At 41.5% G+C, this 25962-nt stretch carries 27 protein-coding genes and 2 pseudogenes; 9 read left to right on the top strand and 20 right to left on the bottom strand.

What is annotated here, in order from left to right:
• Positions 1-58 precede the first annotated feature (58 nt).
• The 3 genes from D0466_RS09185 to D0466_RS09195 form a co-directional block, all read right to left on the bottom strand.
• Positions 59-898, bottom strand: coding sequence for a dihydrodipicolinate synthase family protein (locus tag D0466_RS09185; RefSeq protein ID WP_117322284.1), 840 nt, complete (start codon positions 896-898; stop codon positions 59-61).
• Complete coding sequence (locus D0466_RS22165) at positions 852-1166, bottom strand: hypothetical protein (RefSeq protein ID WP_117322285.1); 315 nt, start codon at positions 1164-1166, stop codon at positions 852-854. Before D0466_RS22165 ends, D0466_RS09185 begins: the two co-directional genes overlap by 47 nt.
• A 494-nt stretch (positions 1167-1660) precedes the next feature.
• The gene (locus D0466_RS09195; protein ID WP_117322286.1) at positions 1661-1858 is read right to left on the bottom strand and encodes a GntR family transcriptional regulator; all 198 of its coding nucleotides are present in this window, start codon (positions 1856-1858) and stop codon (positions 1661-1663) included.
• Positions 1859-2418: 560 nt separating this feature from the next.
• On the opposite strand from D0466_RS09195, the gene D0466_RS22875 reads away from it, so the two are divergent.
• Both D0466_RS22875 and D0466_RS09205 read left to right on the top strand, forming a co-directional pair.
• Positions 2419-2871, top strand: coding sequence for a hypothetical protein (locus D0466_RS22875; protein ID WP_233522600.1), 453 nt, complete (start codon positions 2419-2421; stop codon positions 2869-2871).
• A 227-nt stretch (positions 2872-3098) separates the two neighbouring features.
• Positions 3099-3290, top strand: a complete 192-nt coding sequence (locus tag D0466_RS09205) for a DUF1272 domain-containing protein (protein WP_117322287.1) — start codon at positions 3099-3101, stop codon at positions 3288-3290.
• Between the two features lie 141 nt (positions 3291-3431).
• Here the strand turns inward: D0466_RS09205 and D0466_RS09210 are convergent.
• From D0466_RS09210 to fabI, 8 genes and pseudogenes are all read right to left on the bottom strand, one after another.
• Positions 3432-3665 (bottom strand): annotated as a pseudogene (locus tag D0466_RS09210) (IS110 family transposase); the annotation flags it as partial.
• Between the two features lie 32 nt (positions 3666-3697).
• Positions 3698-4390: a DUF3600 domain-containing protein gene (locus D0466_RS09215; RefSeq protein ID WP_233522591.1), complete on the bottom strand. Its 693-nt coding sequence runs from the start codon at positions 4388-4390 to the stop codon at positions 3698-3700.
• A complete protein-coding gene (locus tag D0466_RS09220; protein WP_117322288.1) occupies positions 4374-4958 on the bottom strand; it encodes a sigma-70 family RNA polymerase sigma factor in 585 nt (194 codons plus the stop codon). Before D0466_RS09220 ends, D0466_RS09215 begins: the two co-directional genes overlap by 17 nt.
• A 272-nt stretch (positions 4959-5230) precedes the next feature.
• A pseudogene (locus tag D0466_RS09225) lies at positions 5231-6261 on the bottom strand (IS1595 family transposase).
• Positions 6262-6570: 309 nt separating this feature from the next.
• Entirely contained in the window at positions 6571-6933 is a 363-nt protein-coding gene (locus D0466_RS09230; protein WP_117322289.1) for a DUF1360 domain-containing protein, read from the bottom strand.
• A 45-nt stretch (positions 6934-6978) separates the two neighbouring features.
• Complete coding sequence (locus D0466_RS09235; RefSeq protein WP_117322290.1) at positions 6979-7590, bottom strand: hypothetical protein; 612 nt, start codon at positions 7588-7590, stop codon at positions 6979-6981.
• A gap of 47 nt (positions 7591-7637) precedes the next feature.
• Positions 7638-7850, bottom strand: coding sequence for a hypothetical protein (locus tag D0466_RS09240; RefSeq protein ID WP_117322291.1), 213 nt, complete (start codon positions 7848-7850; stop codon positions 7638-7640).
• 401 nt (positions 7851-8251) lie between these two features.
• A complete protein-coding gene (fabI, locus tag D0466_RS09245) occupies positions 8252-9022 on the bottom strand; it encodes an enoyl-ACP reductase FabI (protein WP_117322292.1) in 771 nt (256 codons plus the stop codon).
• Positions 9023-9200: 178 nt separating this feature from the next.
• Between fabI and D0466_RS09250 the strand changes: the two genes are divergently transcribed.
• Together D0466_RS09250 and D0466_RS09255 are read left to right on the top strand one after the other, a co-directional pair.
• The gene (locus D0466_RS09250; protein ID WP_233522592.1) at positions 9201-10112 is read left to right on the top strand and encodes an ABC transporter ATP-binding protein; all 912 of its coding nucleotides are present in this window, start codon (positions 9201-9203) and stop codon (positions 10110-10112) included.
• On the top strand, positions 10105-10947 hold the full coding sequence (locus tag D0466_RS09255; RefSeq protein WP_117322293.1) for an ABC transporter permease subunit: 843 nt from the start codon (positions 10105-10107) through the stop codon (positions 10945-10947). The genes D0466_RS09250 and D0466_RS09255 overlap by 8 nt, the downstream gene beginning before the upstream one ends.
• 206 nt (positions 10948-11153) lie before the next feature.
• Here D0466_RS09255 and mgtE read toward each other — a convergent pair whose 3' ends face one another.
• Complete coding sequence (gene mgtE / locus D0466_RS09260; RefSeq protein ID WP_117322294.1) at positions 11154-12527, bottom strand: magnesium transporter; 1374 nt, start codon at positions 12525-12527, stop codon at positions 11154-11156.
• Positions 12528-12725: 198 nt separating this feature from the next.
• Between mgtE and prpE the strand changes: the two genes are divergently transcribed.
• The gene (prpE, locus tag D0466_RS09265) at positions 12726-13469 is read left to right on the top strand and encodes a bis(5'-nucleosyl)-tetraphosphatase PrpE (protein WP_117322334.1); all 744 of its coding nucleotides are present in this window, start codon (positions 12726-12728) and stop codon (positions 13467-13469) included.
• A gap of 248 nt (positions 13470-13717) precedes the next feature.
• Here prpE and D0466_RS09270 read toward each other — a convergent pair whose 3' ends face one another.
• From D0466_RS09270 to D0466_RS09285, 4 genes are all read right to left on the bottom strand, one after another.
• Positions 13718-14632 (bottom strand): RluA family pseudouridine synthase, encoded by a 915-nt coding sequence (locus D0466_RS09270; RefSeq protein ID WP_117322295.1) that lies wholly within the window; start codon positions 14630-14632, stop codon positions 13718-13720.
• A 15-nt stretch (positions 14633-14647) separates the two neighbouring features.
• Complete coding sequence (locus tag D0466_RS09275) at positions 14648-15442, bottom strand: NAD kinase (protein WP_117322296.1); 795 nt, start codon at positions 15440-15442, stop codon at positions 14648-14650.
• Positions 15443-15518: 76 nt separating this feature from the next.
• Positions 15519-16145, bottom strand: a complete 627-nt coding sequence (locus tag D0466_RS09280; RefSeq protein ID WP_325048702.1) for a GTP pyrophosphokinase — start codon at positions 16143-16145, stop codon at positions 15519-15521.
• A gap of 37 nt (positions 16146-16182) precedes the next feature.
• Positions 16183-16554, bottom strand: coding sequence for a UPF0738 family protein (locus tag D0466_RS09285; RefSeq protein WP_117322298.1), 372 nt, complete (start codon positions 16552-16554; stop codon positions 16183-16185).
• A gap of 140 nt (positions 16555-16694) precedes the next feature.
• Between D0466_RS09285 and D0466_RS09290 the strand changes: the two genes are divergently transcribed.
• From D0466_RS09290 to D0466_RS09305, 4 genes are all read left to right on the top strand, one after another.
• Complete coding sequence (locus D0466_RS09290; RefSeq protein ID WP_117322299.1) at positions 16695-17279, top strand: CYTH domain-containing protein; 585 nt, start codon at positions 16695-16697, stop codon at positions 17277-17279.
• 258 nt (positions 17280-17537) lie between these two features.
• Positions 17538-18218, top strand: coding sequence for a lytic transglycosylase domain-containing protein (locus tag D0466_RS09295; RefSeq protein WP_117322300.1), 681 nt, complete (start codon positions 17538-17540; stop codon positions 18216-18218).
• Between the two features lie 236 nt (positions 18219-18454).
• Complete coding sequence (locus D0466_RS09300) at positions 18455-18859, top strand: globin domain-containing protein (protein WP_117322301.1); 405 nt, start codon at positions 18455-18457, stop codon at positions 18857-18859.
• The gene (locus D0466_RS09305) at positions 18856-19743 is read left to right on the top strand and encodes a ClpXP adapter SpxH family protein (RefSeq protein ID WP_407675626.1); all 888 of its coding nucleotides are present in this window, start codon (positions 18856-18858) and stop codon (positions 19741-19743) included. The genes D0466_RS09300 and D0466_RS09305 overlap by 4 nt, the downstream gene beginning before the upstream one ends.
• Positions 19744-20498: 755 nt before the next feature.
• Here D0466_RS09305 and D0466_RS22170 read toward each other — a convergent pair.
• From D0466_RS22170 to cls, 4 genes are all read right to left on the bottom strand, one after another.
• Positions 20499-20651, bottom strand: coding sequence for a hypothetical protein (locus D0466_RS22170; RefSeq protein ID WP_158555874.1), 153 nt, complete (start codon positions 20649-20651; stop codon positions 20499-20501).
• A gap of 194 nt (positions 20652-20845) precedes the next feature.
• The gene (gene pepF / locus D0466_RS09310; RefSeq protein ID WP_117322302.1) at positions 20846-22660 is read right to left on the bottom strand and encodes an oligoendopeptidase F; all 1815 of its coding nucleotides are present in this window, start codon (positions 22658-22660) and stop codon (positions 20846-20848) included.
• A gap of 250 nt (positions 22661-22910) precedes the next feature.
• A complete protein-coding gene (locus D0466_RS09315; RefSeq protein ID WP_117322303.1) occupies positions 22911-24101 on the bottom strand; it encodes a competence protein CoiA in 1191 nt (396 codons plus the stop codon).
• Positions 24102-24367: 266 nt separating this feature from the next.
• Positions 24368-25876 (bottom strand): cardiolipin synthase, encoded by a 1509-nt coding sequence (gene cls / locus D0466_RS09320; protein WP_325048700.1) that lies wholly within the window; start codon positions 25874-25876, stop codon positions 24368-24370.
• Positions 25877-25962: the final 86 nt, after the last annotated feature.

Raw genomic sequence — 25962 nt, forward strand, 5'->3', positions numbered from 1 at the left:
AAAAAGCCTTACTCCTTATTGAAGTAAAGCACCCCGTTAATTGATAACATTTTAATAATCAGTCAGGAACTATACTTCCTATTGGACTCCTGCAAATCCCGATTGGAATACCCTTGTGATTTATTATTTTTTTCAGATTCACAATAGGGTTTCCTAGATAAACTTGGTCCATAATATTTTCTATTTTTTCGCTTTCCTGTTCACTTACGTTTTGCTTTATAAGCATTTTTTGAAACCATTGACTAATCTCTATCGGGGAAACATTGCCTGCAATGGAAGAAAGACGATTGTATCCTTGTAAAACTACTTTTTCTTCTAAATTTACTTCTCCCCCAGCATAAAAATATAATTCGTCTCTATGTGTAGCGTTTTTTATTCGTCCAACTTTTTCTTTATTTCCCGCATCTTTTATTCCAATTACTAAATCTATCTCACTTAATTGAATAATACTTTTTTCTGATAAATCAAATCCAGTTCTTTTAGGATTGTTATATAAAATTGTTGGTTTATTACAAAGCTGAATAATCCTCTTTGAATAAACTATTGCTTCCTCTTGTGTTGGAATTACATATGGTGGATAACCAAGCAAAATACCTGATATTTTTGTGTGACGAATCTTTTCAGCTAATTCCTCAGCCTCTTTCTGTCTAACTGAAGCTACGCCAAATATGATTTCCATATTACTAATGAGATCTTCTTCCTGTTCTAAAGCATTTATTATTTCAATTTTTTCACGGAGGTATAGACTATGTTGTTCTCCAATTGAACCTGAGACAAGAACAGACTTTACTCCTTGCTTATACAGTTCCCTTATATGGCTTATTGTCCCTTGAATATTTAAAGATTCATCATTAAAAAAAGCTGTTGGCACGGCAATATGAACGGTTTCTTTTAACATAAATATTTCTCTCCTTTATCTTTATCTTTTTCTTATTCGTTCCGGTAAGCTTCACAAGTAAGATTGCGATTACAGCCATTATGATAGCCACCCCTACACTTATGCTTACGTTTGTCCCTAGATTATTAGTATTAAATGAATCTATTATGTAATGAATTGTATTTGACTTCTGCCAAAGTAAGATAAAAACAAGATAAATGAATCCCAGAAGAGAAAATGCTCCTACTAAATGTCTAACTTTAAATGTATCTTGATTTTGCTTTTCCATGGCACTACCACCACCTTATACATAAATTCAGTGAACAGGATTCTATATTTAATTAGTATGTTTTTCTTTTGATCCGTTGTAGAGTTACTAACCTTTCTGAATCATTCTTATTCGATATATATACTAAAAAGTGTAAAATCATATAGCTAAAATGGTAAAGTCTAGACGGTTTCCTATGTTTACCTAATACGAGAACCCCGAAGTATTTTGATCATTAAGGAAGTTACTTATTTATCTTCAGATATAAATCATTGGAATCATACGGTTCTCGGCTATTGATGCTAAATTAATTCTTAACTATCCGCCACGAGGGCTGTACATAATTTTAAAAAACACTCTTCAACTCCCTCAGTATGATTCGATTTTCGTCCAAATGCTCGCTCATTCGCAGGATTTCAAACTCCTTAGTCTTAGGTGACCTTTTGTTCGAAGTAAGCTTGGGCCAACTTGGCTACGTGAAGGCTTGGTTAAATAAACAACGATCTACAGGAATGCTAACCTAACAATAATTCATATGCATGAAGAATTGTATTTTTCCCTACCCCTAAATCAATTGCCATTCTTCTGACCGAGGGCAGCTTTTGCCCGTTTTGAAGATCTCCGGAAAGGATTCGATTCCTGATTTCCTTGTATACCTGCTCGAATAATGGCTGAATTGCATTTCGTTCAAGATTTATGAAAAACTCGATCATCAAGTTCCCTCTTTTAATTATGTATTTGGACAAGCAGTGATTTTTATAGTGCTTTTTTACTGCTCTTTATACGTTCTATATAAATACACAATCCCCTTTTCTTTTCCTGAAATAAAGTCCTGGAGCTCCATAGTAAATTAAGTGCAAGCCAGAAAGTGGTTTCCTCCTTTTCCTTATCTTTTGCTATAGTATAAAAAGTGGGGAGTTGATTAGATGTTTTTGTTTGGACTTATAGAGCAGTTGCCCGTAATAATTTTTATTGTGGCACGTCTGATTATGCATCGGTTTATTTGATCGTAAATCGATTAAAACCTTCTTTGATAAAACGAGCTTCTTGGATGAAAAAGCGAAGAGACCTTGATTTATTTCTCTAACCAGGTGACAAAGGTATTGGGCCTCGTGTTCTTCTTTATATATGTGTTAAGTCATTTCTTCAATCTGACCAAGCTTGTCACTCACGGGTTCGGTTGTTGTCGCGGGTGCCTTGGCAGTGATCCTCCAGCATATCATCCGCGATTACATTATGGGGCTGACCTATCTATTTGAAAGGCAAATCCATCATGGTGATTACGTTATTATTAATAGAAACCGTTCAGAAAATTAGTATGCGGTATCTTAAGATCCGGCAGCATGTTGGATTTCTCTATACGGTCTTATATAGCAACATAACGGAACTTCACAACGGGAATCGTGGCAGATGCAGGGTGATTGAAAGCCTAGTGTTAAATTATAGGCAAAATCCGGAAGAGGCCTTTAAGGTAATGGAAGACGTTGCAAATACATGCAACGAGAAATACAGGGAATTCCTGTTAGAAGATGCTGACGGCATTCCTGTTGAAAGTTTCAAATTCAACCAGATCATCGAACTAAACGTGGATTTCAGGGGGCACCGGTACTCATTTTCATGTTTTGTGAATGAAGCTGTGGAAACCGGCAAGAAAGTGAGGTATGAGCTGGCGTTGGCTGCCTTTGAGAACAACTTGGAGATGGCGGAGAGCCTTAGCAGCCATTAAATGCAAAAAAGCAAGGGAACATACTACTGCTTTTTTGCTGTATTCCTAATAGAAATACAGCTTTTGTAATTGGGAAATTCAAAATAAGATGACTATATATTATATTGTCTTTACATAAACAACCCGCAAATTGTACCCATTATTAATATAAAAACTGTCCCTATTATTGAACATGTAAAGATGCTAAACTCGGCCTATAAACAAATTAGAAAGGAGCATCCAATAATATGGCATTAGAAATGCGAAATAAATGTGAAAGTTGTAATGATTCAATTGATGACAATTCTCCCGCTTATATTTGTGTCTATGAATGTACTTTTTGCTCTCCATGCACTGAAGAAATGAATAGTATTTGTCCAAATTGTGGAGGAGAGCTTGTAAAAAGACCTAGGAAGCCACAAATTGTTTGTTCACTTTAAAGTTTTTAAACAGGGATTATCCCTGTTTTTTTATTGCATAATTTCTTCAACTAACCTCCTTCAATGAAAGAAGTTAAAACGCCCGATTTCTCTGGTTTTCTCGGTTTTTTATTAGTAGTAACTTTAGTTCTGAATGTCAGCCCTTAAAAATTGGAGGGCTGCTTTCCCCTCCCAGCTTATAAAGACCGTCAAAAACTCGGGAAAATACCGGTCTATCCAGTTGTGAATTTGCCCTTGCACTGTTTGAAGGTCAACGGTCAGGAGATCACGAATTTTTTTAGCCACCCTTAGTTCTGCATAAACTCCTTGTGGAATCGTAGGTTCAGCGTATCTCCCATCCTTGACCAGCTGTGCAATGACTCTGGCATCTTTCAAAGGTAGCAATTTTAACACCATTACAATGAATTTTACTGTGCTTGCTTCTCATCAACATACTTTATAATAGTTTTTGATTCTTGAAATTCTTTTTGAAGATTTGTAGGCACCCTATTTACTTCTATTGGTCCTTCGTTTGGGTTTAATCCGCTTCGTGCAAGCACTTTTTCATATACCATAAGGGCTTCAATATATTTGTTATATTCTTCAGGTGATAAAACATCGACACTCAGTTTTTGTCCGTTTAATTTATCAAAGTATGGCTGTATCATCATTAAAGCCTGCCTTATTTGATTAACCTTCTTTAAAGGAATTTGATCATAATCAATATTTCCATTTCGGTCTCCATATTTAATCTTAGAACTTGTTAAAACATCAAGAAGTTGCTTAAATTGCTTGTAATCTTCTTCTCCTAAATCCCCCTTGGCTTGTGATAGTTTTGCACTGAAAAGTAAGTAACCTTCCATAGTGGCATTAGTGATATGCTTTTTTAGATTTTCAAATGAACCATATAACTCATCAGCAAAAAAGGATTGTGAGGCAAATACACCAGTCGGGATTAAAAGCGTTGCAGTAATAACACCTATGACCAGGCGTTTTTTCACTTTCCTATTTACTGCATCGATATTGTTTATCACTTTCATTTTTAGTTCGGGCGTTGGAATTAACTCTTTCCCTCTCTCTTTTAACGACTCCATTAACTGAGTTTCAAGATTCATATCCATTCCTCGCTTCCTTTATAATAAATTTTTTATTATTTCCTTTAGAACGCAATTTTTGCAAAGCAGAATTGATTCTTGACTTAACCGTTCCTATAGGGATTTCCAATATAGTAGATACTTCTTCTTGTGAATAGCCATTTAAATAACGGAGAATAATTACCTGTTTCAGTTTGAAAGGTAAATCATTCACTAAATGAACGAGTTGTTTGTTTGTTATTTTTTCTATGATTTCATTTGAGAAATCTAGAACAGTTGATTGGTCCATTTCTTCTGCCTTTTTTACAATACGATAACGCATCCATACCTTTCTTCTGTACGCTTTTACTTGTTTTACGACAATACCCATAATCCAAGGCTTAAATTGTCTGTTACAGTCATATTTTTCAATTGACTTAAATACCTGGATATAAATCTCCTGAACCAAATCATCTACATCTGATTTGTCCTCTAAAAGAAAGTGTACTGTTTTATAGACATCTTGGATCGTTAATTCATAAAGTTCTCCGTATGCTTTTTTGTTACCAGTTAAAATAAGTTCGATTACTTTTTGATATTCATTTTGATGTCCCAGGTTAATCCCTCCCTTACCCTTTGTACTATATATTGGTAAGATTTATAAATTTCGTTCGAAATTTTTGAATAAAATTTACAGTTCTTTAGATAAAAAAAGCCACCAATGGAATGGTAGCATAACATTATAGTTCGTTGAATCTCATTCATACATAGTTAAAGTATATAGTATGTCAATTCAAACCACCTTTTTAATAATAAAATTCTCCAAATAGTTGGGAGTTCCTTCTTCCACTAACCTGCCGCGTTAGTTGAACAAGGATTATGAAACTCTCAATGTTGATAACCTAATTTATCATAAGTAGCCACTGTCGGAAATAGGCAGCTATCGACAATCATCTTACTTACAGTTGTAGAATTGTTTCGGAAACGGATTACATCCAGGAACAGAAACCAGCTCAGATAATGGTTGAGGTACTTGATCGCCACACCATTAAAACGGTCATCCAGCCCTTTAAGCGGCTGTGATAGTTATTGACATTTGGGATATGTTAAAGCCCTTTGACCCGTTCTTTTCCATAGGATTTGAACGGGTAATGCTCGATTCCTTTTTCCTTTACATAGGTTTTGAAAGCCCGCCAAGCATCTATGCAAAGGGTATTCGTAGTGGGTACCTTAGTTCCGATTGCTTGTTCAAGTTTTGATTTAATGATGCGACACTTCCCTAACACTTTTGAGAAAGTTTGCTTTTGGCGGTCTCTCGCAACCAAGACGCAGACCTATTCCTTGCTGATGCCACAAAATTGGGAAGCACCACCACGCTTGCGGGCTTTACGTCCAGTTATCTTCCGTTTCCCTTTTTCTGAGTACAGGAACTAGGTCTCATCCCTTTCGACGATACCTGAAAAATGGTCGATGTCCATTGTTTCAAGGCGAATAAAACTTTGTGCCGCCAGTAGAACAGGGTGAAGTGATGATCACCGATTATCTCCGATGCTTTCCGTGATGAATGTCCCCAATCAATCATACAATGGATAAAATCCAGCCATTTATGGGGAAGGTGGGTTCCCTTTAACGGGGTGTTGGTTACATCCGTAAATGTTTTTCCGCAGTCCTTGCAACGGTACCGCTGGCGTTCAATAACTTGCGTTCCAGCTTTAATTCGATACTTCCCAAAGCGGACGGCGTTAGTTGAATAGCAATTTGTGCAGGTGTAGCCATCTTTATGTTTCTGTTCAGATATTTCTTTAAAGATGGGCTCACTTGCGGAATAAGAGGCAAGTGATTTTATGAAAAAGTCTTTACCGCGGATCTTCTGCGGTGGTTAATTTTTGAATCTTTTTTATAATATCCCTCAGTGCCATAACAAACCACCCGCTTTTGTTCTTATACACCCATTATCACGTTCGTTTATAGCAAATATAGCTTTTTACTAAAAGAAACAGGCTGACTCACATAAAGGGAGTCAGCCTGCTGGCCTATGAAACACAAAGTTGTATCAATGAAAAATATCACTTGCCTTTGCTGCAACCGCAGCTTTTTTTTACTTTGACAGGCTTGACTTTGGTAAGCGGCTTGACGGACATCTGTCCGTTCTGCTTTTTCATCATATCAACTCTCCTTTTAAGAGGACTATAGAATATGGTATGAAAACGAGCCTGCTTTTGTTTCTATCAGGTGCCTACCATTTTACTGACAAATGTCTCAATTATCGAGCCGATGGCCGCAATTGCGAGGACGAAAATGATATAATCCCCAAATGTTGGACCAAATAAATGCAAAGCTGCCAAGAACATGCTCACCCATATGCCTGTGCACCAGTAACAGCTAAGCAACTCCCCCAGCCATCTCTTCAAGCCTGTCTTCTTAGGAATTAGATAGACTTCAGAGGTTCCGTCTTCTGCTATTTCCTCGATCTCATCAAAAAAAGGGCTTCTAAGGAATTCGGTTATTTTATCAAAAACGATCAGCCTTGTAAGCCTGAATGATGCGAGGCCGAGGAGTATAAGTATGGTTAAATTGATGTTTTCGGCCATCAGCTAAATCCCCCTTCACCGGTTGGAGTAGGCTATCGCTTTGAATTACAATATCCGAAGTTCTTTTATATCCGAGACATGAAGGTCATAAATACGCTCACCTTCTTGGACAATCACAATGTCTTTTCGCTTATTCAGCACCCGGAAGCTGATGCTTTTCCCATTTACATTCGCTTCACAGGTCGGTTTCTTTGTTTTTGCAGGATGGCGTGACAGCTTATCAAGCATTGCATCAACATCAAGCTGGCGAGAGCCTTGATCTGCAGTTTCATTCCGGTCGGTGTCTTTTTGCGTTAGGGGCGCAGCATACTGATTCAGCTGTTGTTCTTTTATTTTTTGCACCAAAGCGATCTCATCCGATATTTCCTTGAGGGCATCATAGACACCAAATTCGTGCTTGATTTTCTCCAGTTTTTCCTCTTCTTCCTTTTTCTTTTGCTGGTCCTCTTTTTCTTCTCGATCAAAAGCAGGCATCATTGTTTCCATTTGCTCATCCTGGAAAAATTCAGAATCCTGGTGTTCTACTCCATGTTCTCCCTTTCGATCCCCAACTTTTGTCCGGTAAACCTGCTGCATCTCTGGAGCTTGCTGCGGCGGGAGATTGGGCTGGACGATATATAAGAGGGGGTTGGAAGTTTTATCATCATTTTTTTTCATGTTATTCTCACCTCAGGTATATAATCACTTCCCTTGAATCAACCTCATTAATAGAGATTTGAATGCTTTTCCTGGTGAAAAATGGCCGGATGCGAACCAACGCTACTTTCTATCAGGGAGCCGCCTATATTCCATTTCCCATTTTTGAAAACCCGCAGACAGGCGTGTTCCCTAGGAAGCCGAGCTCTCCCTGTATTCATGTGACTGTAATTTTTCATGAGGGATACTTTCTTTGGATAGGAATCTTTGCTGCCTGCCATTTTCTCTCCTCCCGTCAATGTGTTCAACGATGACAAAGGCACAGAATAAAAAAAAGCAAAAATCTTTTCTTATATATATGGCCCATGGAATCAGATTATGAATCCGATGATTTTACTGGTGCGCTTTCTAATGATAAAACCAGAAAACCTGCGGGCAGGCTAGAAGGATGCTCACGTTTTCCCCCCCTATGAAAACTCGCCCGATTCCGAGCCTTTTAAAGAAGACATAAGTATGTGGTGTACTTAGTCTGTGTACTACTTTTGCAGATTGGAAAATATTCTACTTTCAAACTGCAAAAAAAGCCTGTCCGGTTTGGACAAGCTTTTTTACATATTAGGAGTGAGGGCCTCGAACTGATTCCATTTAGCCTAACTTATTAATTGGCCAGTTGACTTGTATGTCAGCCTTTAATATGGTAACCGGAGTCCACATGGATGTTTTCCCCTGTGATACCGCGTGACATGTCGCTGAATAAGAATACAGCTGTATCCCCTACCTCTTCCGGAGTTGTAGTGCGCCTTAACGGGGCTTCCTCTTCGATCTTTTTCAGGATAGAGTTAAAGTCACTGACTCCTTTTGCGGACAGTGTGCGTATTGGTCCGGCGGAAATGGAATTCACCCTGATTCCATGTTTGCCGAGATCATTTGCCAAATAACGTACGCTTGCATCAAGTGAAGCTTTCGCGACACCCATGACATTATAATTCGGAAGAACGCGTTCGCCCCCAAGGTAGGTCAATGTTACAATGCTGCCTCCCTCCGCCATCAGATCCTTTGCTGCCTTGGCAACCGCAGTCAATGAATAGGAGCTGATATTATGTGCGAGAAGGAAGCCATCGCGTGTTGTATTCATGTAATCTCCCTCAAGCTCTTCCTTGTTAGCGAACGCAATGCAATGGGCAATGCCATTGATCGTTCCGGCTTCTTCTTTGATTTCGGAAAAGCATCTGTCAATATCCTCGTCATTTGTCACATCACAAGGAAGTACAAGTGATGAACCACCTAAGGATTCAGCAAGCTCCCTTACACTCTTTTCAAGGCGTTCACCGGCATATGTAAATATCAATTTTGCACCCGCTGCATGCAGGGATCGGGCGATTCCCCAGGCGATGCTGCGTTTGTTGGCAACACCCATTACCACATATGTTTTTCCCTCTAAAGATAAGGTCATACAATGTGCCCTCCTTTTTATACAAGTTAATAGTACCTACTACTAATTTAAAGTATATCAAATATTGTAATGGATTCAAACATTTTTCCCAGCTTCAGATAGATGAAGTAAGGAAATTTTTTAGCACGAACCTTTTTTCCATTTTTTTCTGATATACTGACCAAAAGGGGGACGTGACTTGGAAACCAAAATAATCGAGACAATGGATGTTACAAAAAAAATCAATGGACATTCCATTTTGGCGGATGTCTCTTTTTCAATTGAAAAAGGAAGCATCACCGGGCTCCTGGGACCTAACGGAGCGGGAAAAACTACTATCATCCGTTTGTTGAACGGGGTGATAGACGCCAGTCACGGCAGGATTTCCGTACTGGGAAAAAATCCGAAAACGGAGGGTGAGGAGATCCGAAAAAACTCGGGGATCGTAACCGAAAGCGCTTCCCTTTATCACGATATGACCGCTTGGGACAACCTTAAGTTTTTCTCCAGGATTTACGGCGTGAATGATGAACGGCGGATCACTTATTTATTGGATCAATTCGACTTGCTCGAAGTTAAGGATAAGCTTGTTGGAACTTTCTCCACCGGGATGAAAAAACGGGTTTCCCTTGCAAAGGCGTTGCTCCATAACCCCAAATTACTCTTCCTGGATGAGCCGACTAACGGGCTCGACCCAGACGGCATTAATTCGGTCATTTATTATTTAGATAGGGTGAATAAAGAAGAAGATGTCACCATTTTAATTTGTTCCCATGTCCTTCATCAGCTTGAGCACATTTGTGACTCTTACTTATTTTTGAAAAAGGGACGAATTATTGAAAAAGGGACAAAACATGATCTGGAGGAAAAATACCTAAAAAAAATCCGCTTATTGGTAGAAACCGGCCTAACGGTCAAGGAGCGGTCATATATGGGTTACCCGATAGAGCACAAAGGACAGGGCCGGATTGAGTTTTCCCTTTCATCCAAAGATGAAATTGCACCTTTGCTAAGGGAAATTCTTAAGGAAACTTGGATTCACTCAAGCGTGATTACAAATAGAAGCCTTGAATCCCTTTATTTCAAGATTGCAGGTGAACACAATGAATAAACATATTATTAAAGCAATTGCCGTAAAAGACATCAAGTCCATCTTTTCTTCTAAGAAGGTATGGATTCCTATGGTCATTTTATCGTTTATCCTATGTATTGCTTGCCCCGGAGTTATAACTTATGTTGGGATCCATACGGATTTATTAAATCAACCATCTGAAGACATTGAAAAGCCGATCCAGGCTGTTATTGAGCAATTCCCTGCCGAGGAGATGCGAAATACCCTGTCCGAGTTGCCAACCTTGGGTTCTAAATTTGTTTATTATTTCATGCATTTTATGTTGATCCCGTTATTCTTGATGACAGCAACCATCCATTCCATGGTAACAGCTTCAAACAGCTTTGCAGGAGAAAAAGAAAGAAAAACATTGGAAACCCTATTGTTTTCACCAATATCCGTCTATGATTTGTTTTTGGGGAAAGTGCTGGCATCCCTTATACCAACTTTATTCATGACCTATTGTAGTTTTATCATCAACATGGCTGTTGTAAATCTAATGGCCAATAAAGCCTTCGATAGCCTGCTCTTTTTGGATGCTGGTTGGATGGTTTTTATGTTTTGGGTCATTCCCGCCGTTGTTCTCTTCAATATCTTGCTGAACATACTCGTTTCGGCCAGGGTAAAGTCCTTCCAGGAAGCACAGCAATTCGGGGGCATCATGATATTGCCCGTTGTCGGGATCATCATCAGCCAGGCAAGCGGACTGTTTTTTCTCAGCCCATTTATATTATTTCTCATTGGAACCGGCCTGTTTATTGGCAACGCCCTGTTGTTAAGATTCATCACCCGGTTCAATCAAAGAAATGCCCTGTTTGAGAGCCAGATCCACTAGAAAAGCGCAAAACTCTCTTTCAGTGGAACGTAGTTCAAAAAACGCCACGCATGTGACGACCGCCGGGGTCAGCACAAGGAATGCTTCACTTCCCATCCAAAAAATGTTTGACTTAATTGGGTGAGCCCTCGAAAAGCTACGCTTTCCTTCGTGCTATATAAAGCTACCGAAGCTTTCCCTGTCCTGTGCAAGATATGGATGTTGTGTCAAGAAAGATAGCTCATGAATAAGGTGGCCATGCCAAAATAGATTAAAATACTGATAATATCATTGATCGTCGTAATGAACGGCCCTGAAGCAACGGCAGGGTCGATTTTCAGCTTATGCATGAAGAGCGGCACAAGCGATCCAGCCAAAGTGGCAACGATAAGCGTGGCAAAGATTGATACACCTACCATCAATCCGAGCACAAGGTCATGCTGCCAGAAATAGACGATAAAGATCACCAAAACTCCGCAGGTTGCCCCGGTAATCAGCCCGGTGCCTGCTTCCCTTAGCAAAAGCTTCCATTTGTTTTCTTCCTCCAGATCACCGGTTGCAATCCCCCGGACAGCAACGGCAAGTGCCTGGGTTCCCGTATTTCCAGCCATGCCGGCAATCAGCGGGATAAATACAGCCAGGATCGCCTTCTGGCTCAATGTTTCTTCAAATCTTCCGATAAGGCTCGCTGTCATCATTCCTAAAAACAGCAGGATAACAAGCCATGGAAGCCGTTTTCTGGCTGCAGCAAATGGATTTTTATCAACTCGGTCCATATCCGAAACACCGGCAAGCTTTGAGTAATCGTCCGAAGCTTCTTCGTCCATGACGTCCATGATATCATCAACGGTGATGATGCCGATGAGCCGCTCCTGAAAGTCCACGACGGGCACTGCGAGGAAATTATAGTCCTTCATTGTCCTCGCTACTTCTTCCTGGTCCTCTGATACGGACACTGCAACCACCCGGTCAAACATTACGTCTGAAATCATGCTCTCATCGTCGGCAATGATTAAATCACGCAAGGAAATGACGCCAACCAGTTTCCGCTCATCATCGACTACGTAAATATAATAAATCGTTTCAGCCTGTGGTGCCTCTTTTTTGAGGATATGCATCGCCGAACGGACCGTTTGTTTTGCTGAAATCGCAATAAATTCGGTTGTCATGATGCTTCCTGCCGTATATTCTTCATATCTGAGAAGATCCTTGATGTCCTGGGCAGCTTCATCATCCATGATGGTCAAATAACTTACAGCTTGATTTTTGTCCAGTTCATTCAGGACATCGGCAGCATCATCGGCATACATATGAGAGAGCATTTCGGCAACATATGCAGGGTCCATTTCACCAAGCAGGTTTTGATACTCATCTTCATCAATTTCAATATTTTCAAAGAGGCCAGCCATTTCCTCCGGTGAAAGGTACAAATAAACCTTCGACCTGATATCGGCGTTTAAACCGCTATACACCTTAGCTTGATCATATGGGTGAAGCTCCATAAATTCAGTCCGGAAGGCATCGATATCCTCACGTTCCAACGCCTGAACGAGCAATTCCCCAATAACCTGATTTTTTTCGTTTTCGCTGGAATCCGTCATTCTTAGGCACCTCCCCCCATTTTTTTTATATCCTCAGAAAAAATCCGGGATTCTTCCATTTTTTCCGGTTCTGTTATTTAATTCCCCTCCAGGGTATTATACTATCAGCTGGCAATATAAAAAAGGTCGTCTCTTGGACAGCAAAAAAATAGGCGAAGATAAATGGCGCGGCAAAAAATTACCCAAAGGGTGGGAAATATGCAGATCGACATTATTGGAGACATTCACGGATGCTTTGAAGAATTTATGGCACTTACCGAAAAACTGGGGTATATGTGGGACAGCGGCGTACCAGTACATCCTTCGGGCAGAATTCTGGCTTTTGTCGGTGACCTGACTGACAGGGGACCGTTCTCGCTTAAAGTAATTGACGCAGTGCATGAACTTGTTGTGCAGCAAAAACTAGCCCTGTATTCCCCTGGAAACCATTGCAATAAATTATACCGGTATCTACAGGGCAATAGAGTACAAGTAACCCACGGACTTGAAACGACAGTGGCCGAATTGGCAGCCCTGACAGCGCGCGAAGAAAAAAAAATCAAAAAAAAATTCATTGATCTTTATGAGCAGGCACCTCTTTACCAGATTGCCGACCAAGGAAACCTGATCATTGCCCATGCAGGCATCCGGGAGGACTACATTGGCAAGAATAACAATAAAGTGAAAACCTTTGTCCTGTACGGAGATATTACTGGCGCCAAACATCCTGATGGCACTCCTGTAAGGCTGGATTGGGCTGCACGTTATACAGGCAAAAGGTGGATTATCTATGGGCATACACCAGTAAAGGAAGCACGTAAAGTAAACCGTACCTACAACATTGATACCGGGTGTGTGTTTGGAGGGAAATTGACAGCCCTCAGGTACCCGGAGATGGAACTGGTCGATGTTCCTTCTACCCTTCCCTATGTTCCGGAAAAATTCAGGACGGTGTTCGACTGATAATGCTAAGCCTGTTTTTTCGCAACTTGTCTGGTGCTGCACCGGACAAAGTCTGAATTCCCTTGCTATGGCTCAATCAACTAACTAAAAGAGTAAATTTATAAAACAGGAACCGATCTTACTGTTACCCTACATATACTATGCAGAAAAGGAAGCAACAGCTACAGCTGTGCGCCAATGCAACTACTACTGAGATTAAGGTAGCGCCGGTCATGTTGGTTGATACCGGCGAATGTGGCTCCCAAAAATCACCCCCTTTTCCCCAGGAGCTTGCGCATATCCTCCGGAAGCGGTTCCTCAAAAACCATCTGCTTGTTTAAAAAAGGATGAAAAAACTTCAAATTGCTGCAATGGAGTGCTTGTCTGGATATATCTTTTGTTGAGCCTCCATATAAATCATCCCCGGCCAGGGGAAAACCATAGTGTGATAAGTGGACGCGGATTTGATGGGTCCTCCCGGTTAAGAGCTGAAGGCTCATCAGGCTATAGCTTGACGATCTTCCGGTCACTTCGAAAAGCGTACAGGCATACTGTCCATCAGCCCTTACTTCCCTCTCGATGATGCTCGTTGGTTTTCTGCCGATAGGTTCTTCTATTTTCCCGGATCGTTCTTCAACGTACCCTTCAGCAATCGCAATGTATTTTCGTTTTACCAGCCCTTGTTTCTGCTGCTCGCTTAATAGATGGTGAACATGGCTGTGCTTGGCGACCAATACGAGCCCTGAAGTATCCCGGTCCAGTCTTGTTACTACATGAATGGTTGAAGGAAGCCCCTTGTCCCTGTAATACCATGCAAGAGCATTGGCCAGGCTGCCTGCCGGATGCTCCCTCGAAGGGATAGTACTCATGAACGGAGGTTTTGCCACTACAAGAATAAATTCATCTTCATATTTGATAGTTAGCGGAATCATTTCTGCGACAAGCCCGGAACTCGGTTCTTCCGGAGGAAAAATCACTTGAATTCTGTCACCGCCCTTCAGGACATAGCGTACAGTTGCTTCCTTCTCGTTTACAAGGATCAGTCCACCGCCGAATTTGATGGCAGCCAAAGCCCTTCTGGAAATCTGGCGCTGCCGGATAAATTCTCTTAGAATCATACCGGACTCCCTTTCGGATGCCACCCAATGGAGTTTGAAGGCTTGCTTAAGTTCTTCATTTGGCATAAACTCGATAGCTCCCTAGTTTGCAATAAATGAATCGTGAACCCTTTTCCAAAAAGGGAATGGCCGGAACCTGGCAAATCGGATTTTCTCGTCAGCTACCCTGAACTGGATCGATTTCACATCTTCATGAAGCAAGGAAAGATGGTCAATGGTAATTTGAAAGTTTACATTATTCACTGGCTTCAGCATGCAGGTATGGTGTGCCGGCAATAAAAGAGGAGACCCGACCGTACGGAATACCCGGTTATTGATGGAAGCCATTTCAGCAAGCTGAATGGCATCGATGGCGGGATGGACAATGGCTCCGCCAAGCGCTTTATTGTATGCTGTGCTTCCGGATGGCGTTGATACACAGAGCCCGTCCCCGCGGAATGTTTCAAAGTGCTGCCCCCGTATTTCGACATCCATGACGAGCGTCCCCTCTACGCTCTTTATTGTTGACTCATTCAATGCCAGAAATCTGGATTCCCTGCCGCCGTGCCTATATCGGATGATCACTTCCAAAAGCGGATATTCGACAACCTGGAACGGTGTTTTAGCAAGGGCAATGACCAGTTTTTCCATTTCATCAGGCGTCCAATCTGCGTAAAAACCCAGGTGGCCTGTATGCACACCGACAAAAGCAGTCCTGTCCAGCCGGTTTTTATAACGGTGAAAAGCATACAGCAGTGTGCCGTCCCCGCCTATTGAAACGACGATATCCGGCTGGTCTTCATCATACTCCAGGTTGAAGTCCTGAAGATATGTGCGCATTTTGTGCATCAACGTATTCGATTTAGCGTCTCCTTTAGAGGTGATAGCAAATTTCATAAGTCCCATCCTATATAATAGATTTTTTGTTCCGAAAGGGCGGCAGACGCGCAAACATTCCTTCAAATCCAATTTCTTATCGGTTTTCTTTCTTTCTTGAAAAGATACGCTGTGCCTCCTGGATTTCCAATCGAATCTTAGACATTTCTTCATCCAGCGAAAATGCGGCTTCAGCTGCCCTTTGAAGGCGGACCCGGATATCTTCCGGAAAATCGCCTTTATATTTATAATTTAGTGAATGTTCAATGGTAGCCCAAAAGTTCATCGATAGAGTCCGAATTTGTATTTCTGCGAGTATCTTTTTTTCCCCGTTGATTGTCTGGACCGGATAGCGGATCACGACATGGTAGGAACGGTATCCGCTTGCTTTTTTCTGGGAAATGTAGTTTCTTTCTTCGATAACTTCAAAGTCGTTTCTCTTACGAAGAAGCTCTACGACTTTTTTTATATCATCTACGAATTGGCACATCATCCTAAGGCCTGCAATGTCCTGCATTTCTGTTTCGAGCTTATCCAGGGGAATATTTCTGTCAGCCGCTTTATCGAGGATACTGACAATCGGCTTTACCCTTCCTGTCACAAACTCGATTGGGGAGTGGACATGCTCCCGTTCAAATTGTGTCCTCATTCCCTTTAATTTTACCTTCAATTCTTCAACAGCCTGTTTATAAGGTGCTAAAAAATCATCCCAATGTTCCAATATTCGCCACCCCTGTTCCAAAACGCTCATCCCTGTCTGTCTATGAAAGAAAAACTTGCTCCACTCTTGAAACAAATTCTTCTCCGTAATTGCTGTTTCCCTGGATATTATCTATTAAATAAGCAAGTTCTTCATATATACCCTCCAATTCAATCTTATTATCCCGTTCAGAAAGAAAGGCAGGGATTTTATCCGCCATGGCTGCTTTCAGTTTTGGCCAGACAGCCTCAGGCAATGAAATATATGTATAGTCATCTTCATTTTCCATTATATAGATAAAAGAGGCCCCGTCCGAATCGACCAGCATTTGCCCTTTCGGGGTTAACCCGGCCACATCCGCGCCACTCGACGTTTTAAGAATAAGTTCTTCATTCATGATTTCAGTTTCTTGGATTGTTAATTTCTCTCTCATAGCTTCAACCTCCCAGTTTTACGGTTATATTTTATCACAATGGAAGACTGATTCCTAAAAAATTCAAGTTTGCCCTCCAAAGAAAATGCAGGGATAATAGTGGAAAAGTATCTATAAAGGCCGCAGAAGGGATGTTCATTATGGGACAGCATATTGAGATTGAATTCAAAAATTTACTGACATTTGGTGAATTTGAAAGAATGAAAAAATATTTCCACTTGGCTGAAGCAGATTTTGTAAGCCAACAGAACCATTATTTCGACACCCCGGATTTCGATTTAAAAAACCAGCAAGCAGCGCTTAGAATCCGACAAAGGAACGGAATATACGAACTTACCCTCAAACAGCCTGCCGAAATCGGACTGCTTGAGACCAACCTGGGTCTGGACGCAGCCCAGGCGGACGAAATTCTAAACGGAAACGGAACCGTGCTGCCAGACAGTGAAATCACAAGAGTTCTTCAATCCATAAATATAAATCCTTCTCGGCTTCGATTGTTTGGTACCTTAAAAACCAGCCGGGCCGAATTCGAATATAAAAGCGGACTGCTTGTGCTGGACCACAGTTCTTATTTAAACCAAGAGGATTTTGAGGTAGAATATGAAGTGACCAAAAAAGATGAAGGACAGGCAATTTTTCTCAATTTGTTAAATACCCTTCAAATACCTGCCAGACAAACCGAAAATAAAATTAGGCGCTTTTTCCGAGCGAAATTCGGCAGGTAGCAAAAGTAATAGATCGGTTGTTCGCATTTAATCATAAGGCTGATTTATTGGGAATCAAGGTTTCACATGCCTTTCAGCACATCAAAATGGATGCTCGAACCACACATGACGGGGAGAAAGCAGCTTGTTCCCGGCTAAATTCAGTCGTAGATTAAATGAGCCAAAAATCAACAGGATTCATTGACAATGCATAAACAGCAACTCAATTAACATAGCACCTTACTCCAAAAAATTGACATTCCAGAGGTGGAAATTAAGTTGAACATACAGGAAGTTAAATCGTTAATGGAACTTCAGGCCCTTCGTGGATTTACCGGTTCACAAAGCCCTGTCCAGGAAGAGTCAGGCAACCTTTTTCAGGAAATGCTGGATACAGCAATCGGGCTGGGGGAGGATAATGCTGTCTCACAAAAACTAGGGGGCCTTGTCGATATTCTAACCAACAAAAACGTCCTCGAAAAAGTGCTGGACAGTAAGCTGGGAGAAAGCATTACGGACGTTTTGCCGATCAAGCTGGCAGATTCCATGTCTCCTGCACCCTTGCCAGCTAAAGATGATGTTCCTTCTGACATAGAACAGATCATTGAAAAGGCAGCTGGCCTTTATAACTTGCCGGCTAAACTGATAAAATCGGTAATCAAGCATGAATCCAATTTCAACCCGGGTGCAACCAGCCACGCAGGTGCCACGGGCCTGATGCAGCTCATGCCTTCTACTGCGAGTGGACTTGGGGTAAAAAATATTTTCGATCCGTTTGAAAATGTCATGGGAGGCAGCAAATATCTCCGGCAAATGCTGGACCGCTATGACGGTGATATAAGACTGGCCCTTGCAGCATATAATGCAGGACCGGGAAATGTAGACAAGCATGGCGGAATCCCGCCGTTTAAAGAAACCCAGAACTATGTCCAGAAAATCATGGGTACGTATAACGGTTAATCTGAAATGATACTGTCCCTTTGAGTAAATCATTAGGCTATCCCTATTAAACGGGAATAATGCTCCATGATTTCGAAAGAGACAGCTTTTTCCGCATTTTTTGAAAGCGGTTTCAATAACATTACTAAGAGAGACTTGCATGATTAGTCCCTGAATCGTTACAAGCGGAAAATTTGAGATATTACATGCCGATTGATAAAATAAGCATACATTACATTTTAAAAGGAGTAATCAGCATGACAGAAGGTAACCCTACACCATACGAAGTAATTGGAGAAGGGCAGCTGCATAGGCTAATTGATTCCTTTTACTCTAAAGTGGGCAAACACCCCGAACTGCAACCGATTTTCCCTAACGATTTAACGGAGACTGCAAGAAAACAAAAGCAATTTATGACACAGTATCTTGGCGGTCCTTCCCTATATACAAATGAACATGGGCACCCAATGCTTAGGGCGCGACATATTCCCTTTGAAGTCACACCGAGCCGCGCTGAGGCCTGGCTTGCATGCATGAGGGAGGCTATGGATGAAATTGAATTGGAAGGAGAATTTAGGGAATTTTTCTATCATCGTCTTAATCTGACTGCGCAACATATGATTAACACACCTGAAAAAGACGGGAAAGGAGAAGGCATTTGAGTTCTCAAAAACCGGTTTTCAATGTAACGGATTGGATTGGGTCGCAAGGCTTCTACGGTCCAGGCAAGAAGCCGATTGAAATCTATATGTTTGTAGACCCATTATGCCCTGAATGCTGGGGTCTTGAACCAATCTTAAAGAAACTGCAAATCGAATACGGCCAATTATTCAGTTTAAGGCATGTGTTAAGCGGCAAATTATCTTCTCTCAATCGAGGGAATAGGAAGAATTACGAAAGCATGGCACAAGTCTGGGAGCGGACAGCCGGGCGTTCGGGAATGTCCTGCGACGGGAGCCTGTGGCTCGAAAATCCCATTTCATCCCCATACGGTGCATCTATTGCGATAAAAGCGGCCGAGCTGCAGGGCCGGAAGCAGGCAATCTGCTTTTTAAGAAAGCTTCAGGAATTCTTGTTCCTTGAAAAACAGGATATTTCCGATTTACAGATTTTGACCCAATGTGCCCGTGAAGTAGGCCTTGATGTCGAGGAATTTACTAAAGACATCACTTCCGAAAGTGCTGCCAGAGGTTTTCAGTGTGATTTGAAGATCACTTCGGAGATGGACGTAAACGAGATACCCACCCTTGTGTTCTTTAACCAAAACATCGAAGAAGAAGGCATTAAAGTCTCGGGATTTTATCCTTACGACGTATATGTACACATACTCGATGATATGTTAAAAGGACTTCCAGAACCTGAAAGCCCCCCACCTCTCGAAACCTTTATGCAATCATTCAAGTTCGTGGCAACAAAAGAAATTGAAGTAGTTTATAATATGAACAAAAATGACGTTGAACGGGAAATGAAAAAGCTTGCATTACAGCAAGTTGTACAGAGAATGTCTGCTAAATACGGGACCTTTTGGAAGTATACAGGTAAATGACCTCCCTTGCACGGGGAGGTTTTTCTTATGATGGAACAAAGCGAAAAGCCCTGCAAATCGACGATATGCAAGGCTTTTCTATTCATACGAACAAAGGGGATGGGAGAAATTTTTTCACGGTCAAACAAAAAGGGGTATATGTTTGCTTGTGAACAACTTCACTATTGTAATATAGCAAAAGACCTCAGCCTTTTTCAAGAGTTTGTATGTTATTTCACAATATTGTCATATTATCGGCATAAAGACTGTCGTTTCCGAATATAAATACCTAAAATGGGTCTGAGCCCAAAATGGAGGTGGCCACATTCATTTCTTTTTGGTTGGTGCTGCTTGCGGCCGTGTTTTTTCTGCAGCTAATGGGATTGATGAAAGTCGTTCCTATTTATATTAGTTCACCAATATTATTTATTACGCTTTTTATCATCGTGTACAACATAAATGAGCGACACCGTTTTAAGGGATTTTAATCATTTAGTGGTGTTTGCTTTGTGCAGAAGCTCAGTCTGACCACAGGAGTCAGGAAAGTGGCACTTCAGCCGAAATCATGATAAAACTGAAACCCAAGAATCCTGATAAATTACGGATTCTTGGGTTTTTAATTTGGTTGAGTTTTACTCGTTAAGGACTTTGCAGACAGCCCATTTCCCTGCATGATTTTCAGTTTTTGTTCTGTATCCTCCATGAAGGACATTTACCTTGATTTTGTCCAAATGAGTTTAACCATCCCTATTACTCAGCCAAAATCGCTGAGTGTTTTAGGAACCACTCGATCGAAATCTTTGGACATACATTAAAACGGCTTTCTTTTTCCAAATAACAAGCAGCACTGCTGTTACTGCTGCACCTATGAAAATAGCCAGGATATAACGCAGCTTATGTATCGGCCCGTCCATATCTACGGCCATCATACGACAATAATGATTCCGAGCAGCAGTGCATTGGCGCCGGACAAGCCCTGCAGCTAGGACTTCAGCACCTTATTGATTGTTGTTACCACATCATTGATGACGTATAACATAATCCAACCGGTTATCAAAATTCCGAACACCGGATACCGGATACAGCAATACCGGCTTTAGCCCTTCAAATCAAAACCATTAAATTACGCTAATAACCCTTCGAGCTCGGACAGTTTTTCTTCAAATACCTTGAGCGCCGCCCTGATTGGTTCCGCCTCTGTCATATCGACGCCAGCTTTTTTGAGTACCTCAATAGGGTAATCGGAGCTTCCGGATTTTAAGAAGTCGATATACCGGTCCACCGCAGGCTGCCCTTCTTCAAGGATTTGTTTGCTTAACGCTGTGGCAGCGGATATCCCTGTCGCGTATTGATACACATAATAGTTGTAATAGAAATGTGGGATCCGTGACCATTCCAGACCTATTTCTTCATCAATGACAATATCCGTCCCAAAGTATTTTTTGTTTAACTCATAATACTCATTTGTCAGCATTTCAGCCGTCAATGCTTCCCCATTTTGAGCTTTTGCATGGATTAGATGCTCAAACTCCGCAAACATAGTCTGGCGGAAAAGAGTGCCCCTAAATCCTTCCAAATAGTGGTTCAACAAGTAAATACGCTTCTTTTCATCATCAATCGTTTTTAACAGATAATCGTTTAACAAATTCTCATTGCAAGTGGAAGCCACCTCTGCCACAAAAATGGAATAGTTCCCATAAGGATAAGGCTGTGTTTGCCTTGTATAGTAGCTGTGTACCGAATGGCCAAATTCATGCGCAAGAGTGAACAGATTGTTAACATTATCCTGCCAGTTCATTAAAATATACGGGTTCGTACCATAGGCGCCGGAAGAATAAGCACCGCTGCGCTTGCCCTTGTTCTCATGCACATCGACCCAGCGATTTTCAAAGCCCTCCTTTAACACGTTCAGATAATCCTCGCCAAGCGGAGCAAGGCCTTTTAAGATCAATTCTTTCGCCTCTTCATAAGGAATCTCCATTTTTACTTCCTTCACCAAAGGTGTATAAAGATCGTACATATGAAGTTCTTCAAGCCCAAGCACTTTCTTTCGAAGGTCTACATACCTGTGAAGCAGATTCAGGTTTTCATTGACTGTATTCACTAGGTTATCATACACGCTCTCGGGGATATTATTGCTGCTAAGAGCGGCATGACGTGCAGAATCGTATTTGCGGACTCTTGCATTGAAATTGTGATTCTTCACAATACCGGAAAGTGTGCTGGAAAAAGTGTTCTTAAATTGTCCATAAGTAGCGTACACCGCATTAAAGGCATCTTTGCGAACCCGGCGGTCTTCACTTTCCAGAAAACGAATGTAACGGCCATGGGTAATTTCAATCTCATTGCCTTCCTCGTCCTTAATTGCCGGAAATACAAGGTCGGCATTATTTAACATACCAAAAGTATTGCTTGATGCCTCCAGCACTTCCGATGCTTCTGCCAGCAATGCTTCCTGTTCCGCAGTAAGTACATGGGGCCGTTGTTTGTTGATTTCCTCCAGGGAATGTTCATAGAGTTTAAGTTCCTCTTTTTCCTCCAAGAATTGCTTTACCTTGCTTTCTTCAATCTCCAAAAGCTCTGGAACAATAAAAGAAAAGCTGCTTGCTGCCTGTGAATAAAGATTTTTGGCACGGTCGTCCATCCCTTGATAGAAGGAATTCGTGGTGTCCTGGTCATAACGCATGTGCGAATATGTATAAACCCTTCCCAGCCTTTCAAAAACGTCATCCTGGAACTGAAGGGCAGCAAATAGTTTATCTGCGCTTTCCCCTAGGGATCCCCTAAAGGAATCTGCTTTGGCAAGATCCTCTTTAATCCCCTTCCATTCGCTTTCCCAGTCCTCCTCCGTCGCAAAAATATCTTCCAGCCTCCATGTATCTTCAGCCGATATTTCTTCTCTTGCAGGCAGCTTTTGAACGCCTGTATCCTGTGTCATGATTATTCCTCCCAAGAATTTTCTATACAAGTTGAATTTATCATTTTAAAGCCGTTAAACGCATATTTTTGGCTCACTCATGTAAACCCCGGTTTTACATGCTTTTTAGTAAAACTCAAATGAGCCAAAAATCAACGAATCTTTTTAACAATCTTCCTTCTATAGCTCAACTTATATTTTATTATTTCTCCCCGCCCGGATGAAATCCTGCTTATTTTCGCTGCCCCTGATACTTCCCCTATATTTTACTTTACTTACCCCATTGAAGCAGGTTTTGATGCACATAATAAAAATTTTTCTCCAATTCCACCGCTTGTGCTACCGTCCGTGGAATCTCAACTTTCTTCCTTACTTTAAAGTATCCTTTTTCCCGCTCTTCTATATACCCAGTGCTCAGCAAGAATGACACATAGCCAAACAGCGGGAATAAGCAGTCTTTTTCAGAAATGAGCGGCAGCACCCTTAACCGAATATGGCCCATGTCTATTCTATTTCTATAGGCCTGGATAAATTCATTCATCAAAACGGGCCGGCCTTCTTCCTTTCTGTATATAGTATCGGTGAAAATATAAGATTGCCATCGGATAGCCGCTGTCTCTACCATATGTATGCCTGGGACAGGTATGCCAATTTCTGGAGGGAGAGTCGCAGGCGTTAATTGATTTATATACAAATTACGGTAAAACGGATCCTTCCAGTTGGCGGATTTTCCATTGTGGAACGACCAGGCCCTCCTCTTTTCCCTCCACCTGGAAAGAAAGGGAAAAACGCCTGATTGCATTTCGAATAAATCATTAAATGATAAACCGGATAGCGGAAAATGGCTATGAAGGGCGAAGGCTGTTCGTGGAGAAAACGGGATGATTTTGTGAAGTTTTGCAAGACGGTGTTTGAGCGGACAATATGCAACAATCGAAGGAGATTCTTGGCTGCCTGATAAAAAGAGCCAATCGAAATGACGCAGGGAAAATTCATTTTGCCCCAATTTGTTAATATTCTTTTCACCAAGAATCCAGACTGGAAAAATTCCCGCACTGAGATAGGAATTTGTCCTCTGAATAAACACTTCTTCCGGAATGCTGGAACACTGGAACTCAATGGCATATTTCTTATTTCCTGACATAACGAGAATGTCAGCCCTTTGTTTTATTTCTGGAATGTAGGCCTCAAGCGTCGCAGGGTATTGAGTGGAAACCCATTGGTACAGGTTCAATTTGCCTAAAAGATGATACTCTGATTCAGGTTCTGAGAACGCATGGCAAGAGGAGTTACGTTTGTGGGCAAAATGGGGAACTTTCATCTTTCCCGCTTTGATGGTTACTTCGTTTTCACAACATGGACAATGGTAATGGCCTTCCTTCTTCATCTCGATAATCTTTTCTTTAGTCTCGATATTAAAGAGCGTAACTAATGAACCGTTATGATTTTTTGCTGTGAGCATAGCCGGCCCCCTTCCTATCTGTAATATTCTATCTGATCGATGTGAATTCCTTTTTATCTATCAGAAAAATACTTGCAGATTGGCAAGCCTTTGTATCAAACGAACATTAAGCGGGACTGGCCCACAGCATGTGGGGGCACGCAGGAGAAGATATAAGGACGTGTTGCACTTAGCCTGAGTTCTGCTTTTGCAGGTAAGAAAGCCATTAACTTTATTACCTGCAAAAAAGATTGAAACCTAAGTCGGTTTCAATCTTTTTTTGCCACTTACAAAAGAGGCGACAATAATCTGCATGTTGATTCGATGATTTTCAAGCCAAGGTTGCGCTTTGAAAATGTCTCGATATGAAGCTCCCGTGATTCGAGGATATCGTGTAAATAATCGTTAACCAGCTTTTGGGTGCTCCTTGTTTTGTAAAGGAAGGCATTTACCTCAAAATTCAAATGAAAGCTTCTCATATCCATATTCGAGGTACCAATGGACGCCAGTTCATTGTCCACAATCACTATTTTGCTATGCATGAAGCCTTGTTTATATTCAAAAATCCGGACACCTGCTTCAAGCATTTCCGGAAAATAGGAGCGGGAGGCATGGAAAACGATTCGCTTGTCCGGGTTTTTCGGGACAAGGAGCCTAACGTCAAGGCCGCTTAAGGCGGCTATTTTCAAGGCCTGGAAAATATCATCATCAGGAATGAAATAGGGTGAAGCAATCCAGACAGATTCCTTTGCCGATGCAATCATCGAAAAGAATATGCTCTTGATCACCGTATATTCATTATCGGGGCCTCCCGCAATCATTTGCACTCCTCCATGTTTATGGACAATCGGCATGGGCGAAAGATATTCATCCGTCAGGAAGCTGTGGTCTGTACTGTAATACCAATCCTGCAAAAATATCAGCTGCAAAGAACGCACAGCCTCTCCCTTCAACATCAGATGGGTATCCCGCCAAAAACCGAAATATTCACTGCGGCCGAGATACTCATCCCCTATATTCAATCCGCCCATGAAGGCCGTCTGTCCGTCAACGACAATTATTTTCCGATGGTTACGAAAGTTAAATTTATTATTCAAGAACGGTAAACGGACTGGCCCAAACGCAACCATTTCGACACCTGCGTTCTTTAAGTCCTGTATATAATCCCTTGAAAGCTGCCAGGACCCGACTGCATCGTACAAAAACCGAATTTTCACCCCCTGTTTTGCTTTTTGGATTAAAACATCCTTTATTTCCATCCCTATGTTATCATGTCGCACGATATAATATTCCAGATGGATATGGTGATTGGCCTTCTTAAGTTCTTCAATTATATGTGAAAAAGTCTCCTGCCCATTTGTTAACACTTGTGTTTCCGTTCCAAAGGAAATAGGACTGTTGCCGATCCGCTGGGCAAGCTTAAAAAGCTTCTGCTGATGCTCTCCCATCTCCATGATTCTTTCATTGCTGATATCGGGCTCGCCATTTACCTTTAAAAACGCTTCCTTATCAAGAAAATATTTTTTTCGGAACATTCTTTCTTTGCGGAAATTCCGCCCGAACAAGAAATAAAAGATAAAACCCACTAACGGGAAAGCGCCAAACACAACCAACCACGTAAGCGTCTGGGTCGGGTGCCTGTTTTCAAGAAATATAATGATTCCAATAATGATAACCGACAGCGAAAGCAATACACTGAAATAACCAAGGATGCCGCCTTTGAAATTATCCCTGAACAAATACCATAAACCCCACATAACCGCGATCAAAAAAGCAATTCGAATCGTATTTTTCACAAAGACCACCTGCCCTGCCAACATCTTCACTTTTTACTTAGATACCCCAAATTAATTTTACGCAATCCTCCCGGGACCTTAGGAGT

The sequence above is a fragment of the Peribacillus glennii genome, assembly GCF_003429105.1.
In the GTDB taxonomy this organism is placed as follows: domain Bacteria; phylum Bacillota; class Bacilli; order Bacillales; family DSM-1321; genus Peribacillus; species Peribacillus glennii.